The organism is Nonomuraea sp. NPDC048882, from assembly GCF_040649755.1.
GTDB lineage: Bacteria > Actinomycetota > Actinomycetes > Streptosporangiales > Streptosporangiaceae > Nonomuraea > Nonomuraea maheshkhaliensis.
The window spans coordinates 81,439-99,290 of sequence record NZ_JBEZGB010000025.1 but is presented as its reverse complement, the minus strand read 5'-3'; the positions used below and the strand labels follow the sequence as shown (position 1 = coordinate 99,290).

Annotated in this window: 20 protein-coding genes; 11 read left to right on the top strand and 9 right to left on the bottom strand. The window is 71.4% G+C overall.

Annotation, left to right across the window (positions count from 1 at the left end; all coding sequences use genetic code 11):
- Positions 1-26: 26 nt before the first annotated feature.
- Complete coding sequence (locus AB0C27_RS50240) at positions 27-539, bottom strand: N-acetyltransferase (RefSeq protein ID WP_357861392.1); 513 nt, start codon at positions 537-539, stop codon at positions 27-29.
- Between the two features lie 315 nt (positions 540-854).
- Between AB0C27_RS50240 and AB0C27_RS50235 the strand changes: the two genes are divergently transcribed.
- On the top strand, positions 855-1,214 hold the full coding sequence (locus AB0C27_RS50235; protein WP_357861389.1) for a helix-turn-helix transcriptional regulator: 360 nt from the start codon (positions 855-857) through the stop codon (positions 1,212-1,214).
- 95 nt (positions 1,215-1,309) lie between these two features.
- Here AB0C27_RS50235 and AB0C27_RS50230 read toward each other — a convergent pair whose 3' ends face one another.
- Genes AB0C27_RS50230 through AB0C27_RS50210 form a run of 5 tightly spaced genes read right to left on the bottom strand, consistent with a single transcriptional unit; the run spans position 1,310 to position 5,281 of the window.
- A complete protein-coding gene (locus AB0C27_RS50230) occupies positions 1,310-1,900 on the bottom strand; it encodes an ATP-dependent Clp protease proteolytic subunit (RefSeq protein ID WP_346109961.1) in 591 nt (196 codons plus the stop codon).
- Positions 1,897-2,523 (bottom strand): ATP-dependent Clp protease proteolytic subunit, encoded by a 627-nt coding sequence (locus AB0C27_RS50225; RefSeq protein ID WP_357861386.1) that lies wholly within the window; start codon positions 2,521-2,523, stop codon positions 1,897-1,899. The genes AB0C27_RS50230 and AB0C27_RS50225 overlap by 4 nt, the downstream gene beginning before the upstream one ends.
- Before the next feature lie 7 nt (positions 2,524-2,530).
- Positions 2,531-3,283, bottom strand: coding sequence for a hypothetical protein (locus AB0C27_RS50220; RefSeq protein ID WP_357861383.1), 753 nt, complete (start codon positions 3,281-3,283; stop codon positions 2,531-2,533).
- A gap of 2 nt (positions 3,284-3,285) precedes the next feature.
- The gene (locus AB0C27_RS50215) at positions 3,286-4,569 is read right to left on the bottom strand and encodes a hypothetical protein (RefSeq protein WP_357861380.1); all 1,284 of its coding nucleotides are present in this window, start codon (positions 4,567-4,569) and stop codon (positions 3,286-3,288) included.
- A 52-nt stretch (positions 4,570-4,621) separates the two neighbouring features.
- Entirely contained in the window at positions 4,622-5,281 is a 660-nt protein-coding gene (locus tag AB0C27_RS50210) for a hypothetical protein (RefSeq protein WP_357861377.1), read from the bottom strand.
- Between the two features lie 196 nt (positions 5,282-5,477).
- On the opposite strand from AB0C27_RS50210, the gene AB0C27_RS50205 reads away from it, so the two are divergent.
- From AB0C27_RS50205 to AB0C27_RS50190, 4 genes are all read left to right on the top strand, one after another.
- Positions 5,478-7,460 (top strand): histidine kinase, encoded by a 1,983-nt coding sequence (locus tag AB0C27_RS50205; protein WP_357861374.1) that lies wholly within the window; start codon positions 5,478-5,480, stop codon positions 7,458-7,460.
- Complete coding sequence (locus AB0C27_RS50200; RefSeq protein WP_357861370.1) at positions 7,457-8,113, top strand: response regulator transcription factor; 657 nt, start codon at positions 7,457-7,459, stop codon at positions 8,111-8,113. The genes AB0C27_RS50205 and AB0C27_RS50200 overlap by 4 nt, the downstream gene beginning before the upstream one ends.
- Positions 8,114-8,259: 146 nt before the next feature.
- Positions 8,260-9,525, top strand: coding sequence for a serine hydrolase domain-containing protein (locus AB0C27_RS50195; protein WP_357861367.1), 1,266 nt, complete (start codon positions 8,260-8,262; stop codon positions 9,523-9,525).
- A 14-nt stretch (positions 9,526-9,539) separates the two neighbouring features.
- A complete protein-coding gene (locus AB0C27_RS50190; protein WP_357861364.1) occupies positions 9,540-10,316 on the top strand; it encodes a cytochrome P450 in 777 nt (258 codons plus the stop codon).
- 3 nt (positions 10,317-10,319) lie between these two features.
- On the opposite strand, the gene AB0C27_RS50185 is transcribed toward AB0C27_RS50190, so the two are convergent.
- Positions 10,320-10,916, bottom strand: coding sequence for a TetR/AcrR family transcriptional regulator (locus tag AB0C27_RS50185; RefSeq protein ID WP_357861361.1), 597 nt, complete (start codon positions 10,914-10,916; stop codon positions 10,320-10,322).
- 93 nt (positions 10,917-11,009) lie between these two features.
- Positions 11,010-11,624 (bottom strand): hypothetical protein, encoded by a 615-nt coding sequence (locus tag AB0C27_RS50180; protein WP_357861358.1) that lies wholly within the window; start codon positions 11,622-11,624, stop codon positions 11,010-11,012.
- A 340-nt stretch (positions 11,625-11,964) separates the two neighbouring features.
- Between AB0C27_RS50180 and AB0C27_RS50175 the strand changes: the two genes are divergently transcribed.
- Complete coding sequence (locus AB0C27_RS50175; RefSeq protein ID WP_357861355.1) at positions 11,965-13,065, top strand: hypothetical protein; 1,101 nt, start codon at positions 11,965-11,967, stop codon at positions 13,063-13,065.
- A gap of 56 nt (positions 13,066-13,121) precedes the next feature.
- On the opposite strand, the gene AB0C27_RS50170 is transcribed toward AB0C27_RS50175, so the two are convergent.
- On the bottom strand, positions 13,122-13,958 hold the full coding sequence (locus AB0C27_RS50170) for an alpha/beta fold hydrolase (protein WP_357861353.1): 837 nt from the start codon (positions 13,956-13,958) through the stop codon (positions 13,122-13,124).
- Positions 13,959-14,395: 437 nt separating this feature from the next.
- On the opposite strand from AB0C27_RS50170, the gene AB0C27_RS50165 reads away from it, so the two are divergent.
- The 5 genes from AB0C27_RS50165 (at position 14,396) to AB0C27_RS50145 (ending at position 17,820) form a co-directional block, all read left to right on the top strand.
- Positions 14,396-15,784, top strand: coding sequence for a serine/threonine-protein kinase (locus AB0C27_RS50165; RefSeq protein WP_357861350.1), 1,389 nt, complete (start codon positions 14,396-14,398; stop codon positions 15,782-15,784).
- 113 nt (positions 15,785-15,897) lie between these two features.
- Positions 15,898-16,674 (top strand): phosphotransferase, encoded by a 777-nt coding sequence (locus tag AB0C27_RS50160; RefSeq protein WP_357861347.1) that lies wholly within the window; start codon positions 15,898-15,900, stop codon positions 16,672-16,674.
- A 103-nt stretch (positions 16,675-16,777) separates the two neighbouring features.
- Entirely contained in the window at positions 16,778-17,194 is a 417-nt protein-coding gene (locus AB0C27_RS50155) for a hypothetical protein (protein WP_357861344.1), read from the top strand.
- Positions 17,175-17,513 (top strand): hypothetical protein, encoded by a 339-nt coding sequence (locus AB0C27_RS50150; RefSeq protein WP_357861430.1) that lies wholly within the window; start codon positions 17,175-17,177, stop codon positions 17,511-17,513. Before AB0C27_RS50155 ends, AB0C27_RS50150 begins: the two co-directional genes overlap by 20 nt.
- Positions 17,434-17,820 (top strand): DUF4241 domain-containing protein, encoded by a 387-nt coding sequence (locus tag AB0C27_RS50145; protein WP_357861342.1) that lies wholly within the window; start codon positions 17,434-17,436, stop codon positions 17,818-17,820. Before AB0C27_RS50150 ends, AB0C27_RS50145 begins: the two co-directional genes overlap by 80 nt.
- Positions 17,821-17,852: the final 32 nt, after the last annotated feature.

Sequence of the window (17,852 nt, the reverse complement as noted above, 5' to 3'; positions counted from 1 at the left end):
CGTCCGCCTGCGGCCCGAGGTCGCGGTCAGACGCCGAACGGGGCGGGGTAGACGATGGAGCCGCCGTCCGGCGCCGGGGCCGCCGGGTCCAGGGTGAGCGCCATCATCGCCTCGTCGGGGACCTCGAACGGGGGACGGATGCCGTAGGCGGAGGCGGGCGTGAAGCCGAACCGCGGATAGTACGCGGGGTGGCCGAGCACCAGGACGAGGTTCTCACCCAGGTCGCGGGCGGCGGACAGCCCGGCGCGGATCGCGGCCGAGCCGGCGCCCTGCCGCTGGTGGCGGGACAGCACTGCGCAGGGGGCCAGGGCGAGAGCGGGCGCGTCACCGACGTGGCAGCGGGTGAGCAGGGCGTATCCGGCGGGTCCTTCGGCGGTCGTGGCGACGATGGACAGGGCCGGGATCCAGGCGGGATCCTTGCGCAGGGCGTCGACGAGGTCGGCCTCCAGCGCGGTGGGGAACGCCGCCAGCAGGATCTCGCGGATCGCCGGAACGTCCTGTTCGGTCTCCGCGCGAGTGCTCCAGACGATCTGAGACATGGTGTGTCGGGCTTCCTTTAGCAACTTTTACGTATCTACGCGACCATAGCGGGCGTTAGATAGACACGCAAACGTAGCTACTGCTGGCGGGATGTCGATCATCCGGCCGTCCGGCGTCGGCGATACGAGCGGGCGTGGACCCGAGGAGGGTCGCGACCAGGCGAAGGAGGTCGACCGGAGGAGGCCGGGACATTGGCTCGCGGCCGGGCGGAGGAGGCGTGGGCAGAGGCTCGCGGCAGGGGGAAGGAGGCGGGGGGCGTTCCGCTCTACGCGAAGCAGGCGGCACGCGAACGCCCCGCCTGTCTATGGTGAATTATGGCCTCCACCATCCCGCCGCTGCGCCCAGCCATCGACAGGACCGTCCCCACGCCGTCGCCGGTCGGCGAGCCGCTGTGGCGGCACGTGCTCGGTGAGTGCCTGCGTGGCCTCCGTCACGAGCGGGGCGAGAAGCTGAGCGAGACGGCGAGCCGCGCCGGGGTCTCGCCGCAATATCTCTCCGAGATGGAGCGAGGCCTCAAGGAGCCGTCGAGCGAGATGATCGCCGCGGTCGCCGGCGCGCTGGACGTGACCCTGATCGATCTGACCCTCGCCGTCGCCGACAACCTGCGCTCCGCCCAGCACAGCACGTCGAGGGGCGCCACCTGCTCGGCCGCCGCGTACGCCCTGGCGGCGTAGCACGACCGGCTCGGCCTGCTCGACCGCTTACCGCCGCCGGCTCGGTCGCGTACGCCCTGGCGGCGTGACGCGACCGGCCGGGGTGGCGCGCGGGCTTACGAGTGCTCCTCGATGATCTGGTCGAGGAGCCCGTACTCCATGGCCGCGGTCGCGGTGAACACCCGATCGTGGTCGGTGTCGGCGCGCAGGGTCTCGATGCTCTGACCGGTGTGCCGTGACAGGATGCGCTCGATGTCGGCCCGTACGCGGACGACCTCGTCGGCCTGCAGGATGAGATCGGGGATCGCGCCCCGCCCCTGGGCGGCCGGCTGGTGCAGGATGACCCGCGCGTGCGGAAGGGCGGCCCGTTTCCCCTCGGCGCCCGCGGCGAGCAGCACGGCACCCACCGCGACGGCCTGTCCGACGCACGTCGTGGAAACGCGCGGCCGGATGTGCCGCATGGTGTCGTAAATCGCGAGCATCGCGCTCGGATCCCCGCCTTCGCAGTTGATGTAGAACTGAATTTCCGCGTCGGGGTTGTCCGACTCCAGGAAAATCAGCTGCGCGATGAGCGCATTCGCCACACCGGCGTCGATCGCGGTGCCCAGATAGACGATGCGCTCGGTGAGCAGGTGCGAATAAACGTCCATCACGCGCTCGCCGCGCGGATTCTGCGCGATGACGTTCGGGATCGTATAGGTGCTCACTGGCCTACTCCTTCGGTGACGCCGAATCCGGGACGGGGGCGATGCTGCGGCGCTATTTCGTCGAAGGTCTGCACGATCGCGTCGATGAAGCCGTAGTCGAGCGCCTCCTGCGCCGTGTACCAGCGGTCGTGCAGCGAATCCTCGAAGATGCGCTCGACCGGCTGGCCCGTGTCCTCGGCGATCAGGCCGAGCACGGTGTCACGCGTATGCCGCAGGTCACCGGCCTGCAACTCGATGTCGACCGCGGTGCCGCCGATGCCCGCCGACCCCTGGTGCATCAGAACGCGTGCGTGCGGCAGGGCACGACGCTTTCCCTTGGCCCCCGATGACAGCAGGAATTGCCCGGCGCTGTAGGCGATTCCCAGCACGAGGGTGGAAACGTCACAGGGAATGATGCGCATGACGTCACGGATCGCCAGCATCGAGGGAACGGAACCGCCCGGGGAATGAATCCACAAAGCGATGTCGGCCGACGTGTCATGCGTGGCGAGCGCCATCATCTGCGTGGCCAGCAGGGTCCCGTTGTCGTCGTCGAGCGGGCCGTCGAGAACGAGAACTCGCTGCTCGTAGAGTTCGCGTCGCACCCGCGCGTTGAACAGGGGAAGTTTTGATTCTTCGCTCATGTGTCCATCATGTGAGGCGCTCAGACCCGAAGTCGACGCGATCCGCCTGGGGCGGATCTGCTGTGAGCAGATGGAAATTCCGGGCGGCCGGTTCAGCGCTTCCGGTCGTGCACGGCCCTGGCGACGGAATCCCGGTGGGGACGGGCCCGGACGGCGCGGGGTCGTCCGGAAGGCCCACCCACCGCAGAGCCAGAAGCAGCACGGCGAGCAGGGCCGCCGCCACCGCGATGCGGGCCACGGCCCGATGCCGCCCGGGGGTGGTCGTGTCGAGGGCGGATCGCAGCGGGAACGGCTTCGCCGCTTCGGTGGCGAAGCCGTTCTCGTTCGCCAGGAACGTCCGATAGACGGCCAGGGCGGTGATCAACGCCGTGCGGAGGTCGGCTTCGTCGGGTCTGATGGTGCGGGCGCGGGGGCAGACGAATCCGTAGAGGAGGTGCAGCGGGCGGCCGTGCTCGTCCCTGGGGGCGTCGGTCTGGCCGAGGTCGGCCGCGGAGACCTGGTGGGTGGCGTGGACGACGCTGATCGGCCGCCCGGAGGGGGTTTTCAGCTCGATGACGCCGGGCCGGTCGGGCGCAGCGCCGGGCTCGACGTGGTCGGCGAGCACAGTGTGGTCGCCGACGGCGAGGAGCGGCGCGGGCGCCAGGAGGGTGCGGTAACCGGCGCGGTGCCCGCGGCCGATCAGGAACGGCCATCCGTGGGCGTCCATCGTCTTCGGCCTTCCTTGGGCGTCCATCGTCTTCGGCCACCCTTGGGCGTCCATGGTCAGCTCCCCGACAGGCGGGAGCTGGGCAGCCGGCCTTCCAGCATGGCCGGTTTGGCGCGCATGTCCTGCAGCACCTGCCGCCGGACGTGGACGAACTCATCGACCCGCCGCTCCGCCTCGCCCGCGTGTGGACCGGGGATCGCCTGCTCCTGACCGGCGGTCAATGCGCGGGACTCGAAGAACATGCCCATGAGCACGTCGCCGGCGACGGCCGCGGGGGGCGGGCCGAGGGCGTACAGGAGGGCGCGTCCTGAGGTTTGAAAGGTCAGCATGGCGGCTGAGCGGAGGCGTTCCAGCGGGGCTCGCCAGAGGTGGCGGCGGGCCTCTTCGTCGAGTGCCGCGCGGAGTGTGGCGTCCAATCCCATCTCGGCCTGGTCGAACAGGTCGGGGACCACGGCCGAGAGCGGGACGTCGACGTAGGCGGGCCGGGCCTGGGCACTGCGGATCTTCACCACGTGGCCGGAGGTGTCCACGGAGGCGAAACCCGGCCCGACGGCGCTGACCGGGATGAGCCGGACCACACGCCGGTCGCTGTGCAGCCGGACCAGCGTGCGGAAGTGCTCGTTGGACATCAGCAGGTCGCGCACGAGGGCCAGCCGGGTGTTCTCGTCCTCGTGCAGGTGTGACAGCAGGTCCCATTTGGTGACCACGAAGCTGACCGGGCAGCTCGCGCCGATCAGGTGCGGGACGAGGATGTTCAGGGTGCGGTGCAGTTCCGTCCAGCCCTGCGGGTCGCCGTCCAGATGCTGGCGGATGCGTCCGCCGTCGATGATGCCCAGTAAGGCGTGGGCCGAGCGGACCTGGTCGAACAGCTCCGTATGCCGGCCGGACTCGGCCTCGGCGGCGTCGGTGAGCAGTTCGCCGGCGTACTCCAGCAGGTCCAGCCGGAGCACCTCGTGCACCGTGTCCCCGGCCCTGGCCTTGACCCCGAAGGAGAAGTGCCGGGTCTCGCTGGTGAACGTGCCCCGCGGCCACTGATCGGCCCGCGTGGTGTCGGCCATCTGCGCGAACCAGCCGGTCAACCTGGCCACGTCACCCTCCGCCGCCGAAAGGTAGTAACTCTGCCGCGACGGCGTCTGCAGCTCGTTGAACATGCTGGCCAGCAGCAGCGTCTTGCCCGACCCCGGCAGACCCAGCGCCACCACCCGGAAGATGGGGACGGCCGCCCGGATCCCCGCCTCACCCGGCGGCGAACCGCCGTTCCGCCGCCTGCGCGAGCCGAGGTACGCCGTCAGGGTCGCCACGATCCCGGCCGTGAGGAAGATCCCGAGGAGAATGTCCATGGTCGTCACCGTTTCTCGATGAGGGACAGGGTCACGACGTCGCCCAGCCGGGTCATGACGTCGCCGAGCCAGGGCACGATGCCGCCGAACAGGAACGGACCGTCGCCGGGCCGGGGCGGGCCGAGCGGGCCAGCCACGCCAGCGCCAGCCCGCTCAGCAGCCCGACCGGCGGGAACGGGCCGAGCAGCGACGCGACGCCGGCCAGGATCAGCAGGACGGCTGCGCCCTTCGGCATCGTCTGGCGGCGCCAGCCGAGCACGGCCAGCGTGGTGAAGCCGGCCAGGCACACCACACCCATGGGCACGAACAGCAGGTGCATCAGGACGGCCTGGTCCGCCACGTCCCTGAACTGCCGCGCGGGTAGCAGCCGGGCCAGGTCCGGGATGAGGCTGGCGTACGCCCAGGCCTGGACGGCGATGAGGCCGCAGCCTGTGGCGGCGAAGGTGAGCGCCCAGCGCGGCAACCGGGTCGCCCCGGCGAGCCCGCCGAGGGTGCTGGCCAGGACCAGGTGGGCCACCCCTGCCAGCAGGGATTCGGCGACGGTGAGCGGCGCGCGCTGCGCCTCGGCGTCGGTCAGGCCCGACAGCAGGAACAGGCCGGCGAGGTACCCGGCGGACGCGATCGCACCGACGAGGGCCGCCGCGGTGACGGCGGTACGGGTGCCGGTCCCCGGGGAGACGGACGGTGATGCGGTGCTGGAGGCGGTCGGCATGGCTGCTCCTCGGTCGGGGACGGTGGTTGTCCGGTTTCAGTGTGGGGAGCCGTTCTCGTCCGCACAGCGGCCGTGGGGCGGGTTCGTTCCTGCCGCCGTGCGGGTGAAGGCGGGCTCCCGTTCCGCCCTACGGGGGAACGGGGAATGCCCCCGCAGGGCTGATCCCACGCGAGCGCCTCGGCCGTACGCTGCTGATGTGAGCGATCTCGCAGCCGGCGGAGCGGCGACGCACGCGTGGCGACCGAGCGAGGCGCTGGTCGACGCGATCATCGCCGTGGCGCTGGCGGTGCTCGTGGTGATCAGCGTGACGGCACCGGAGCCGATCTTCACGCACGCCTACCGCCCGCCCAACGGCTGGACGGTCCTCCTCGGTCTCGCCGCGAGCCTGCCGCTGGCGGCCCGGCGCCGCCGGCCGCTCACCGTCTCACTGACGGTCACCGGAGCGATCCTGCTGCTGACGGCGCTGCGCTGGGCGCCGGGCATCACCCCGTTCTGCCATATGGCGGCGCTGTACGCGGTCGCCGCCTGGCGTGAGCGCCGCGCGGCGGCCGTCGGGCTGGGGGCCGCGTACGCGTCGATGGTGACCTTGACCGTGCTCGGCGCCCCGTCGTTCGACCATCCGCTGATCCTGGTCGACGTGCTCGCCCAGACCATCGCCTGGGGAACGGGCCGGGTGATGCGGCGGCGCCGCCAGCTCACGGAGGTCGCCCAGGCGAACGCCGTGGCCGCCGAGCGGGCCAGGGCCGTCACCGCCGAACGGGCGGTGCTGGCCGAACGGCTGCGCATCGCGCGTGAGCTGCACGACGTCGTCTCGCACACGCTCTCGGTCATCGCGGTGCAGTCGGGGGTGGCCCGCTACCAGAGGGAGGGCGCCGCCGACCCGGTGGCGTCGGCTCTCGGAGTCATCGAGCGAGCGAGCCGGTCGGCGCTGGACGACCTGCGCCGCATGCTCGGACTCCTGCGTGCCCAACCGGACCAGGACCCCGACCCGGCACTCGCCGCACTCCCCGCCCCGGCGCCGGCATGGGTGCGCGAGTGGGTGGTGGACCTCGCCATCGCCGTCGTGCTGGCCGTGCTGGGGCTCGTCATGGTCGTCTTCACCTATCCCGCCGCCGCCCAGCAGTACACCGAGCCGACCTGGTGGTCGGTGCTGTTGCTGCTGGCCGCGACGCTCTCGCTGGCGGTGCGCCGGCGCTGGCCGGTCGCGGTGCTGGTGGTGACCCTGGCCACGGGCGTCCTGACCGCCATCGGGGGCTGGGATTCCGACATGCCGTTCCTGTGCTCCTACGTCGCCGTGTACTCGGTGACCGCCTGGCGGTCGCTGCCGGTCGCACTGGGCGCGATGGTCCTGCACCTCGCCGTCGAGGCGGCGGGCGCGTTCGTGGACACGGCGCACTACGACCCGAGCGTGGACCCCACCGTGGCCGGCGTCCTGATCCCCTTCGGACTGGGGCTGATCGTCCGCCGGTGGCGGCGGCAACAGGACTCGGCCATGCGCCGCACCATCGAGGCGGAACGTGGTACCGCCCGCGCCGCTGAGCAGGCCGTCATCGCCGAGCGGCTGCGGATCGCCGAAGAGATGCACGATGTCATCGCGCACACCCTTTCGGCCATCAGCGTGCAGGCGGGCGTGGCCCGGCACGGTCTGGCCGGCCCGGACAACCCGGCCGGACCGGCGCTGGCCGCCATCGAGACGGCCAGCCGCTCCGCGCTCACGGACCTGCGCCGGATGCTCGGCGCGCTGCACGCGCAGCGGCCCGGCGAACCGGCCAGCCTGGCGCCCAGCCCGGGGCTCGACGAGATCCGGCTGCTCGCCTCGGCCCACCGCGCCGCCTGCGGCCCGATCGAGCTCACCGTCGATCCGGGCGTCGAGACGGCGCCGGAGAGCCTGCGCATGACCGCGTACCGCCTGGTCCAGGAGGCTCTGACGAACGTGCGCAAGCACGCCGCGGGGTCGGCGGCGGTGGTGCGGATCGTCCTGGACGGCCCCGACGTGGTCGTCCAGGTGGACAATGAGCCGCCGGCCGGGACGCCCGCGCCGGGCACGTCCTCCGGATTCGGGCTGGCCGGGATGCGGGAGCGGGTGGCCATGTTCGGCGGCACCCTCGATGCCGGAGCCGATGACCGAGGTGGATTCAGCGTACGCGCGGTGCTGCGAGCGGAAGGGGCGCCGGCATGAACGAGCCGGTACGGGTCGTCGTCGTCGACGATCAGGAACTGGTGCTGGCCGGGTTCGCGGCGCTGCTGTCCGGCGCCCCGGACATGACGGTGGTCGGCCAGGCCCGCCAGGGTGAGGAGGCGCTGCGCCTGGTCCGCGCGACCCGGCCGGACGTCGTCCTGATGGACGTGCGGATGCCGGTGCTCGACGGTATCGAGGCCACCCGCCGGATCAGGGCCGATCCCGGGCTGTCGGACACGCGCGTCATCATCCTGACGACGTTCGGGCTGGACGAGTACGTCTTCGCCGCGCTGCGCGCGGGCGCCGTCGGCTTCCTGCTCAAGGACACGCCGCCGGAGGAGCTGCTGCGTTCGGTACGCGTCGTCATGGCGGGAGAGTCGCTGCTGTCACCGTCGATCACCAGACGCCTGGTCGAGGTGTTCGCCACCGCACCGGCCCCCGCGCCGGCCCGGACCATGCCCGAGCTGACCGACCGCGAGACCGACGTCCTCGCGCTGGTCGCTCAGGGCCTGTCGAACGCCGACATCGCCGCCCGGCTGCAGATCGGCCCGGCCACGGTGAAGACGTACGTGAGCCGCCTGCTGACCAAGCTCGGCGGCACGGCCCGCGTCCATCTGGTGATCGCCGCCTACGAGTCCGGCCTGGCCTCGTAGGCCGCCCGGTCGCGGGCGCCGTGGAAACGCCGCGGGTGGCACGAAACGCCGGGGTGCTGTGGAACGCCGGCGTGCCGTGGAAACGCCCGGGAAACAAGGGTCGTGATTGTCTCCCTGTCGCATCCGTTCTCGTGACAGGAGATTCCATGGCATCACCGCACTCCTCGCCCCGCCACGGCCTCTCGCGCCGGACCACCCTCGGAGGGTTGCTGGGCGCGTTGCCGCTGGCGGCGGCCGCGCCGGGGGTCGCCGCGGCGAACACGTCGGTCCCGGCACAACCTGGCCAGGTCCCGCCGGGACTGCGTCCTGGAGGGGCCTTCGACCGGTACGTCAAGGAACTGGCCGACAAGGAGGAGTTCTCCGGCACCGTGCTGATCGCCCACCGGGGCCGTCCGGTCCTGGCCCGCGCCTACGGCTGGGCGGACAAGGAGAACCAGGTCCGCAACAGGATCGACGGCATCTACGCCCTGGCCTCCACGGCCAAGCTGTTCACCGGGCTGGCCGTAGTCCAGCTCGCCCAGCGGGGCAAGCTGGCGTTCCACGACCTGGTGGGCAAACACCTGGACGGCCTGCCGGCGCCGATGGCCGAGCGCATCACCGTGCACCATCTCCTGACGCACACCAGCGGGCTGGGCGACGCCCGGCGGCCCGGCGAGAAGCCGCCGCCGGAGAAGATTTACGACAGCTACGAAGCGCAGATGGCCGACTTCTGGGCGAGCCTGCGGACCTTCGAGCTGGAGTTCGCTCCCGGCACGAAGAAGGCGTACAGCAGCATGGGCTACACCTTGCTCGGCGAGCTCGTGGCCAGGGTCGCCGGCATATCGTTCCAGGAATACGTCCGCCGGCACATCTTCCTGCCGGCCGGCATGAAGGACTCCGCCTACTACACGCGCCGCCAGTGGCTGACCGACCGGCGCATCGCGCATCCGTACATGTATCAGGCGGACGGCACGCGGGTGGACGCCGTCCGCAACCTCGACAAGGGCTCCGTGTACGGCGACGCCGGCCAGGGCAGCAACTCCGCCAGGGGCTGGATGGGTACGGGCGGCGGCAACGGCTTCGCCAGCGCCCCCGACCTGGTCCGGTTCGCGACCGCACTGCAGGCCGGGAAACTCGCCTCCCGGCCGTACACCGAGCTGTACGTGAACGGGAAGATCTCCGCCAAACCCATGAAAGAGGACCCCTCCGGCGGTTCCCTGCGCGGGGAGACCTTCCAGGCGTACGGGCCGATCGCCCCCACCTTCAACGGTCAACGCATCATCACCCACGGAGGCGGCGCCGGAGGCATCTCGACGAGCTGGTCCCTCTACCTCGACCTGGACTGGACGGCCGTCATCCTGAGCAACTACGACCTGCGGAGCATCGAGCCGGTCATCGACCTGGAACGCCGCCTGATCACCGGCGCACAGTGACTCCGGGAGCTCAGGTGCCGTCCGGCCGGCCGGGCCGGCCCGTCATGATCGCCGCGAGCCACGCCGCCGCCCGCGCCGTGCTCTCCCACCCCCGCTTCAGCGCCCGCGGCGACCTCAAGCGCAGCCCCATCCCCATGGGGCAGGCCGGTCTGGGCGAGGAGATGACGCGGCCGGGGATGTTCATCCACTTGGACCCGCCGGAGCAGACCCGGTACCGGCGGCTGCTGACCCCGCAGTTCACGCTGCGCCGGATGCGCCGGCTGGAGCCCGGCATCGCGAAGATCACGGCGGTCCGGCTCGACGCCATGGAACGGCACGGCCCACCGGCCGACCTGGTGGAGCTGTTCGCGCTGCCCATCCCGTCGCTGGTCATCTGCGAGCTGCTCGGCGTCCCGTACGCGGACCGCGACCGGTTCCAGCGCGACACCGCCGTGATCATGAGCATCGAGGCCACCCCCGACCAGGTCATGGAGGACGTCGAGATCGACGGCCAGGTGATCAAGGCGGGCGAGGTCGTCACCGTGTCCCTGCCGGCGGCGAATCGCGACCCTGAGCACTTCGACGACCCCGACGTGCTCGACCTCACCCGCCACGCCTCCGGCCATCTGAGCTTCGGCCACGGCGTGCACCAGTGCATCGGCCAGCAGCTCGCCCGCATCGAGCTGCGCATCGCCTGCACGGCTCTGTTCGAACGCTTCCCCGCGCTGCGCCTCGCCGTCCCCGCAGCGGAGGTGCCCATGCGCACCGACATGACCGTGTACGGCGTGCACCGGCTCCCCGTGACCTGGTGATGATCACGCACGAGCGTACGTCACCAGGGGCATGATGGCCCGGTCGAGGAACTCCTGGATGCGCTCCTCGCCGGGCGGCGTGCCCGTGTAGATGTAGTGCTGCAACATCAGGCTGCTCGCCACCTCGATCGGGATGGACGTGACGGCCTCGCCGGAGATCTGCCCTCGCTCGGCGGCCCGTTCCAGCGCCGCCAGGAACAGGCGCTGGCGCGGGCGGACGATCTCGTCCACCACCGCCTCCGCGATCTCGGGATGGCGCCGGCGTTCGCCGGCCACCGTCAGCAGCACCTGGCCGGTCAGTCCGTCGAGCGAGGCGGACATGCGGCGGAGCATCACCAGGAAGTCCTCACGCACGTGACCGGTGTCCGCCGGCTGGTCGGGGACCGGCAGGGCGTGCCTGAGGGCGTCGATGACCAGGCCCTCCTTGGTGCCCCAGTGGCGGTAGACGGAGGTCTTCGCCGCCCCGGCGCGGGCCGCCACGCCCTCGATCGAGACCTCTCCGTAGCCGCGCTCCACGAGTTCGTCCAGCATCGCCTGGCGTACCGCCTGGAGCAGCACTTCGCGGCCGCGCCGCTTGGGACGAGCGGAGGTGTCGGTCACCCACCCATCTTAGCGACGCCACAGTAGCTAAAAGGGTTTCCGGGACGCGGGCGACGGCTGCCGATCGGCCACCGCCCGCGTCGTGATCCCGGGTCACGCCCCCGGCAGGTAGCCGATCAGGGGCGCGTGGTCGGAGTACCCGTTCGGCGGGCCGCTGTCCGGCTCGTTCTCGGTGCGATCCATGAGCGACTGGTCGGCGTCGCACCAGGTGAAGCGCCGGCTCGTGCCGGTCTTGATGTTCTTGACGTGCTGGGCGCGGCGCGGATCCGCGGGGTCGGCGAGCACGTGGGTGGTGCAGATCCGGGTGCCGGCCCAGGTGTCGGTGCGTACGCACAGCGTCGGCAGGGTTTGCTTGCTCTGCCCGGTGGGATCGGACGGCAGCGTCTGCGTGACCGTGGTGTCGGTGATCTGCGCCTTCACCGCGATGCCGAGGCCGAGGTCGCCCGACAGCGAGCCACGGCAGTCGACCCGGCCGCCGGGGCGGGCGCCCTGCGCCCTGGCGAAGGACCAGCCGGGGCCGAGGGCCGCCTTCATCAGTTCCAGGTGGCTGCCGGGGGCGCCGCCGCACACCTCCTGCAGCAGCAGCACGTTGGCCCGGTGCTTGGAGACGAGGCCGGCGATCTGCGCCACCTTCTTGTCGGGTTCGTTGCGGTACGGGCAGTAGCCGGCGTCGCCACGCTGCCCGCCCGCCTCACCGCAGATGTTCACGAGATGGCGCGGAGCTCCGTCGCCGCGGCGGCGGGCAGCGGCAGTAACGGCATGACCAGCGCCGCGGCCACGGCCGCCCAGAGGGGTTTCGCTCGTTCGATCATGGGGCCGCAGCGTAGAGACGATCGCTTTAACCGCGCTATAGGGAGGGCTGGCGCCACTGGTTCCTGGCGCTCTCCGGAGGCGCCTCACCCCACGCGGCCTCGATCAGCCTGCTGACGGGCACGGGCCGACCGGCCGCCTCCGCGAACGCCACGTCGGCTTCCAGCCAGCCGCCCCAACATTTCCGTTTTTTTCGAATAGATCCTGACGCATCGCCCGATCCCGCTTTGATGCGCGTATGAGATCTCTCCGACAGGGCGCCTTACTGGCCGCGGCCACGGTCATGACGGCCGTGATCACTCCCGTGGCGGCGACGGCCGCGCCGGTCTCGTGCGAGGCGCCGGCCCGCGGCAGTACCGGTTACAACGACTTCGTGCTCTCGTACAAGTCCGAATGTGCCGCGAAGAAGAACTACGACCGGACGTTCTCGGACGTCACGGTGTCGACCCTGGTCGACAAGCGCAACAAGCTGTCGGTCACGACGTCCACGGCGCTGGCCGGCTCGATCGCGTCGGTCAAGGTGAACGACAAGGAGTTCATCTCCAGCGGCGGCCACGGCGCGGCCTTCCAGTACGCCTTCCACGCCTGGCAGCAGGGCGAGTCGCCGAGCGAGTGCTACAACCCCACGCAGGCCGGCGCCCGCAAGGACGACGACCGCCAGGCGCCGCCGTACCACGGCCCCAGCACCAGCGCGCTCTACACCATGGCCAAGTCCGGCGCCTCCATCCGCACGGCGGGCAGGCCCGCGTTCTTCGTCACCCTCGACGACCCGAAGCCGGGCTGGGGCGACTGCCGCGCCGCCGACCTCCAGCCCAAGAAGGTCCCGTTCACCATGGGCCTGTCGCCGTACTGGCTGCAGACCTCGATCGAACTCGCGCCCGACCACGACGTGCCCAAGCTGGAGAACGTCTTCCGCACCTCCGCCACGATCACCTCGGAGGACGAACGGCACGACCACTTCGACGGCGTCTTCGTCGCCTATCTGCAGCCGGACTTCACCAAGGTCTTCTCCTACAGCCTGGCCACCGGCCGCCTGTCGGCCAAGCCCGCCGACTCCCACACGAGCAAGGACCCCATGGTCCGCTGCACCGCGGACGGCGACTACTGCCTCGGCATGTACGTCCGGCCCGACGTGCTCGGGAGCAAGGCGTACTACTACACGATGTCCCGCCCACCGATGGACTACAACGGCCACTTCGGCGAGAACACCATCCAGGTCACCAGCCCGAGCGGGGCCATGGACAAGGGGGAGAAGGCCAGTTACGAGACGTACATCGTGGTCGGCAACCAGAGCCGCGTCCAGAGCACGATGACCCAACTCCACCGCGCCCTGCGCTAGGCGCTTCTTTGCCGGGCACGGCACGGAACCGGCCATCGGCGCTGGTGGCTCTCGCGTCAGCCGAGCGGGACGATGATCTCGGCCAGGTCGCCGGGCATGGAGAGGAACGGCGAGTGGGAGGCGTCGAGCGTGACGACGGAGGTCGGATTGTCGGGAAACGCCGCGTCGGCCTCAGCAATGAACATCGTCTGCACGGCCGGCGGAAGGGCCAGGTCACGCGTGCAGACGATGTACGTGCGCCGCACCGACCCCCAGCCGTCGTGCGTCAAGGTGGTGGTGCCCAGCATGATGCCGATCGGGCCGTCGGGCGTCAGCAGGCCGGTGGCGGCCTCGGCGAGGGCCGGGTCGACGTCGCCGTAGAACGCCTCGCGCAGCCGCCGCCGGTAGGCCGGGTCGTCCGTGGCGAAGTCGAGCCGCAGCGCGCCCGTCCGGGCCGGATCGCCGCGTAACAGCGGCGCGACCAGGCCGTCGGCGGCCTCGGGGATCCGCGTGTACGCCGCTGCGGACACGTCCGACGCCGGCATGTACGCGGTGAGGTACACCGCGTGCGCGACCAGTTCGGGCGTGCGCTGCGCCGTTCGCGTCAGCACCGGGCCGGCCGCGCTGTGGGCGACCGCCGTCACCGGCGCGCCACCGCCGATCCGCTTGATCTGCGCGGTCAGCAGGTCGGCCGCGTCGTCGAGACTCACGTCCGCCACGGGTGAGACCTCGGCTCCGACCGTCTCGGGGTCGTACGGCTGCCCGGTGAACCACCGGGGCCGGCGGGCGTACAGCCCGTGCCCCGCCATGTCCACCGCCACGGCCGGGCGTCCGGCGGCCACGACGTACGGGACGACTTCGCTCCAGCACCAGGAGCCGTGCCAGAAACCGTGGACCAACACCAGCGTGGACATGGATGCTCCCTGAGATGGCGCCTGTGTCGAGGCTCGTGGGATCGGGTGAACGGTGGCGGTCGCAGGCCGCGCCGGCGCTGGGCGGAGCGGCCCCGTGATCCATACTGCCCGCGCCGCGCACAGCGCCACGGCCACGCGACGAGCCCAGGTCCGCCGGGGGCGGGGGCGAGGACGGGTGCGGTGGCGGCCATGGTCACATGATGAGGTCCACGACCGCGCTTGTCCTGGGTGCGGTACTCCTAGCCTGCCGGGCAACCGGTCGCTGCCGGGCAACCGGTCGCTGCCGAGCACACCCGGCGGCCCTTGTGTCGTCGCCGAAGTACGGCGCGACCCGGCTCCCTTTGCGGCATCGCCGACGTGGCCGTCGTTCCGCTGCCTTCAGCCTCTTCCGCTGAGAGGGTTGCATGAGCATCCGGTGATCGGGTAGGCCGGACGCTATGTCGGTTTCGCGGTGTGAAGGCTGGCTCCTGGCCGGACGCTACCGGCTCCAGGCCGAGTTGGGGCGCGGCGGCATGGGCCGCGTCTGGCGCGGCTATGACGAGGTGCTGGACCGCCCGGTCGCGGTCAAGGAGGTCACCCTCGACGAGCGGCCGCAGGCCGAACGCGAGCTGTTGCTCAGCCGCACCATGACCGAGGCCCGGCTGGCCGCCCGGCTCTCCCACCCGAACATCGCCACCGTCTACGACGTGGTGGAGGCCGACGAGCGGCCGTGGATCGTGCTCCAACTGGTCTCGGCTCCCACCCTGGCCAGGGTGCTGGCCAAGCGGGGGCCGCTGGCGCCCGTGGTGGTCGCCCGGATCGGGCTGCAGGTGCTGGACGCCTTACAGGCCGCGCACGCCGCCGGGGTCGTGCATCGCGACGTCAAACCCGCCAACATCCTGCTGGACGCCGGCGAGAGCCACGCCGTACTTACGGACTTCGGCCTGGCCACCAGCGTGGAGCGGCCGGTGGACCTCACCGGGGTGGGCATCGTGGTCGGCACGCCCGCCTTCATCGCTCCAGAACGCGCCCGCGGCGGCCCGCCGACCCCGCTGACCGACCTGTGGTCGCTGGGCGTGACCTTGTACACGGCGGTGGAGGGACGCTGCCCCTTCGGCCAGGGCGGCGTGCTGGCCACGATCAGCGCCGTACTGACCGCCGAGCCGGCTCCGTTCGAGCGCGCGGGGCCGCTGGCTCCCCTGCTCACGAGCCTGCTGGCCAAGGACCCTGAGCAGCGCATCGGCACGCGCGCGGCTCGGCGGCAGCTTGAGGAGATCTGCGCCCCGCCGACCGACTTCCTGCCGCAGACCGGGGACGTGGTGCCACCCGCCGCACCCGACCCCGTCCCTTCGCCGTCAGCCGCACCCGACGTCACGCCCACCGCCTGGCCCGCGCCTCCAGCCGAATCCGACGCCACGCCTTCAGCTGCACCCGGCACGGAGCGACGCGCCCAGATCCGGCATGTGGTCGTGGCGGCCGCGCTCACCGTCGGAGCACTGGCCGTCAGCTTCTGGCCGGAAGCCCCACCCGAACCGCCCCCAGCCACACCCCAACCCACCGACCGACTCCAGGCCGCACCCACCACCACGGCCACCACGCCCGCCCCAACCCCAACACCGCAGCGGTCGTCACCTAAGTCCACCCCCACGGCGACGCCGACGACAACTCCCCCCAAAGTGCCCCAAGATCAGCAGCTCCCGACCAAGCGCCGCTCCACCACCGCCGCGCGCGCAACCTCCTCAGCCGACGTCTGGATCCCATCGGGCCAGGCCAAGAAGGCGACCAACATCCCACCCGGCCACAGCGACGGCCACCCCGGCAAAGGCAAGGGCAGAGGACGCCGCTGACACGAGGCCGCCCCCGTAGACGAGATCCCCCGCCCGATCCCGACCTGCCGCAAGCCCCGGACACCCCGAAAACCAGGTGCCATGACCGGCAGCCCAGGCGTACAAACGGTGTCATGGACGAGCAGCCCCTGACAGGCGGCAGGCATGTCGGCGCGGTACGCATCGGTGAGACCGTCCACCGGACCGCCAACCCGTGGACGCGCAGCGTTCACACCGTGCTGGCGCATCTGGAGAAGGTCGGGTTCGAGGGGGCGCCAAGGGTGCTCGGGTTCGACGAGCGAGGGCGCGAGGTGCTGACGTACCTGCACGGCGACACGATCGGCGAGCAGCATCCCTGGCCCGCGTGGCCGTGGACGGACCGCGCGCTCCAGCAGGTCGGGGTCTGGCTGAGGCGGCTGCACGACGCGACGGCGTCGTTCGTGCCCGAGCCCGACGCGGTCTGGTTCGTCGCCCGGCCGTGGCAGCCGGGGCTGGTCATCACGCACAACGACGCCTCTCCCTACAACGCGGTCTGGCAGGGCGACGACCTGGTCGGGTTCGTCGACTGGGACACCGCAGGCCCGTTCCCCCGGGAGCGCGACCTGGCCTACTGCGCGTTGACCTGGGTTCCGCTGCACGCCCGGCACGTCGTCACCGCCCAGGGATTCACCGCGTTCGACGACCGGCACCGGCGCCTGCACCTCCTGCTCGACGCCTACGGCTACGAGGGCGACCGCTCGACGTTCGGCGACGAGGTGGCCGATCGGGCGCTCAAGAACGCCGAGGTCATCCGCCGGCTCGCCGCCGGCGGCGAGCCCGCCCACCAGGCGCTCCTGCCGTTCGCCGCCAACCTCGAACAGGCCGTGACCGAACTCGAAGAACTACCGGCCTCCTTCTGGGTACGCGACTGAGCCCCCCGAGAGCGGGCCAGGGGAGCAGTACGCCGTCCTGCTGTCCGTCCGAGGTAGGCCGAAAGCCCTGTTTCATGTCGACCGGGGTCACGGTCATCTCGGGATGTTCCTGTTCGATGAGTACGCGCGACGCACCAGGGAGTGGGAATACCGGCAGTTGGCGCCGGGACGGTTGCGCCTGCGGCGCTATCAGGAGCGGCGCCACACCTCCGACGCCGCTGAGGAGTCCCCTGAACGCGGCTGGCGTTTCACGATGACCATCGATCCGGACGGCCGCGCCGAGCGGGTTCTGCGGGATGTCGGCGGGTCGAGTGCCACCGGAGTGAGCGTCCCGGTTGAGCACCGTTCGGTGGCCAAGGCGGAGTTCGGCGTGTGGACGGCGTACGTCGATGCGCGACTGCTCGGGCTGAGCGACCCGATCGCCCTGGTGCCGGCCCCCGTACCGGTGGGTGGAAGGAACGGCTGCGAGCACGGCGCCCGGATGGTCCGCCCCGCAGCCGATGCGCCCCCGCAATCTTGAGGCGCTCTTCATCCCTGGCAGCCGCCTGGCCTCCGGCGACGGGCGGGTGGCGTTGATCACTGAGCCTGCCTACACGGGACGGCTCCGTCTGCCCACCGGCTCGGTGATCGCGGCCGATCCCTTCTTTCTGATTGGCGCCGATCCCTTCACCGTCACCGTGACGCCTGGCGACCACGCCGTGCTGATCGCCTCGATGCGCTGGGAGGGGACGGACGAAGAGGGCGAGACCCCCGGCCGCGATGGTGCGGATCCTCGACCGGCCGGCCGTCAGCTGGGAGCTCGCGTTGCTGCCGGGGCAGGACGGCCGGTTGCTCGATGACGGCGAGTTCTCCGGGTTCGGCGTGGACACGGGGATGGCTGCTTCCTCGACGCCTCCGGCCGCGACGCCGGCGGGAACGTCACCGCGTTCGTGGCGGACCTGCTCGTCCTGCACGACGCCGACGCCCTGCCGCCCACGGCGCCGTCGACGGCCGTCTGCCTGCCGTCGTTCATCCCGGTGGCAGACGACCGTCGCAAGGCACCCTGCACCAGCCCCGCCGCCACGGCCGCGTTCATGGCGGCCCACATCGGCCAGGCCATGGAGGACTGGGACAAGCGTCCCGGGCTCTGGCGGTGAGGTGGGTTGATCACCTGCCCAGGAAAGTGCTTCTGAGGTGGG

Coding starts and splice junctions, on each gene's coding strand:
- AB0C27_RS50240 (WP_357861392.1), bottom strand. CDS start 539: ATGTCTCAGATCGTCTGGAGCACTCGCGCGGAGACCGAACAGGACGTT.
- AB0C27_RS50235 (WP_357861389.1), top strand. CDS start 855: ATGGCCTCCACCATCCCGCCGCTGCGCCCAGCCATCGACAGGACCGTC.
- AB0C27_RS50225 (WP_357861386.1), bottom strand. CDS start 2,523: ATGAGCGAAGAATCAAAACTTCCCCTGTTCAACGCGCGGGTGCGACGC.
- AB0C27_RS50220 (WP_357861383.1), bottom strand. CDS start 3,283: ATGGACGCCCAAGGGTGGCCGAAGACGATGGACGCCCAAGGAAGGCCG.
- AB0C27_RS50215 (WP_357861380.1), bottom strand. CDS start 4,569: ATGGACATTCTCCTCGGGATCTTCCTCACGGCCGGGATCGTGGCGACC.
- AB0C27_RS50210 (WP_357861377.1), bottom strand. CDS start 5,281: ATGCCGACCGCCTCCAGCACCGCATCACCGTCCGTCTCCCCGGGGACC.
- AB0C27_RS50200 (WP_357861370.1), top strand. CDS start 7,457: ATGAACGAGCCGGTACGGGTCGTCGTCGTCGACGATCAGGAACTGGTG.
- AB0C27_RS50195 (WP_357861367.1), top strand. CDS start 8,260: ATGGCATCACCGCACTCCTCGCCCCGCCACGGCCTCTCGCGCCGGACC.
- AB0C27_RS50175 (WP_357861355.1), top strand. CDS start 11,965: ATGAGATCTCTCCGACAGGGCGCCTTACTGGCCGCGGCCACGGTCATG.
- AB0C27_RS50170 (WP_357861353.1), bottom strand. CDS start 13,958: ATGTCCACGCTGGTGTTGGTCCACGGTTTCTGGCACGGCTCCTGGTGC.
- AB0C27_RS50165 (WP_357861350.1), top strand. CDS start 14,396: ATGTCGGTTTCGCGGTGTGAAGGCTGGCTCCTGGCCGGACGCTACCGG.
- AB0C27_RS50160 (WP_357861347.1), top strand. CDS start 15,898: ATGGACGAGCAGCCCCTGACAGGCGGCAGGCATGTCGGCGCGGTACGC.
- AB0C27_RS50155 (WP_357861344.1), top strand. CDS start 16,778: ATGTTCCTGTTCGATGAGTACGCGCGACGCACCAGGGAGTGGGAATAC.
- AB0C27_RS50150 (WP_357861430.1), top strand. CDS start 17,175: ATGCGCCCCCGCAATCTTGAGGCGCTCTTCATCCCTGGCAGCCGCCTG.
- AB0C27_RS50145 (WP_357861342.1), top strand. CDS start 17,434: ATGGTGCGGATCCTCGACCGGCCGGCCGTCAGCTGGGAGCTCGCGTTG.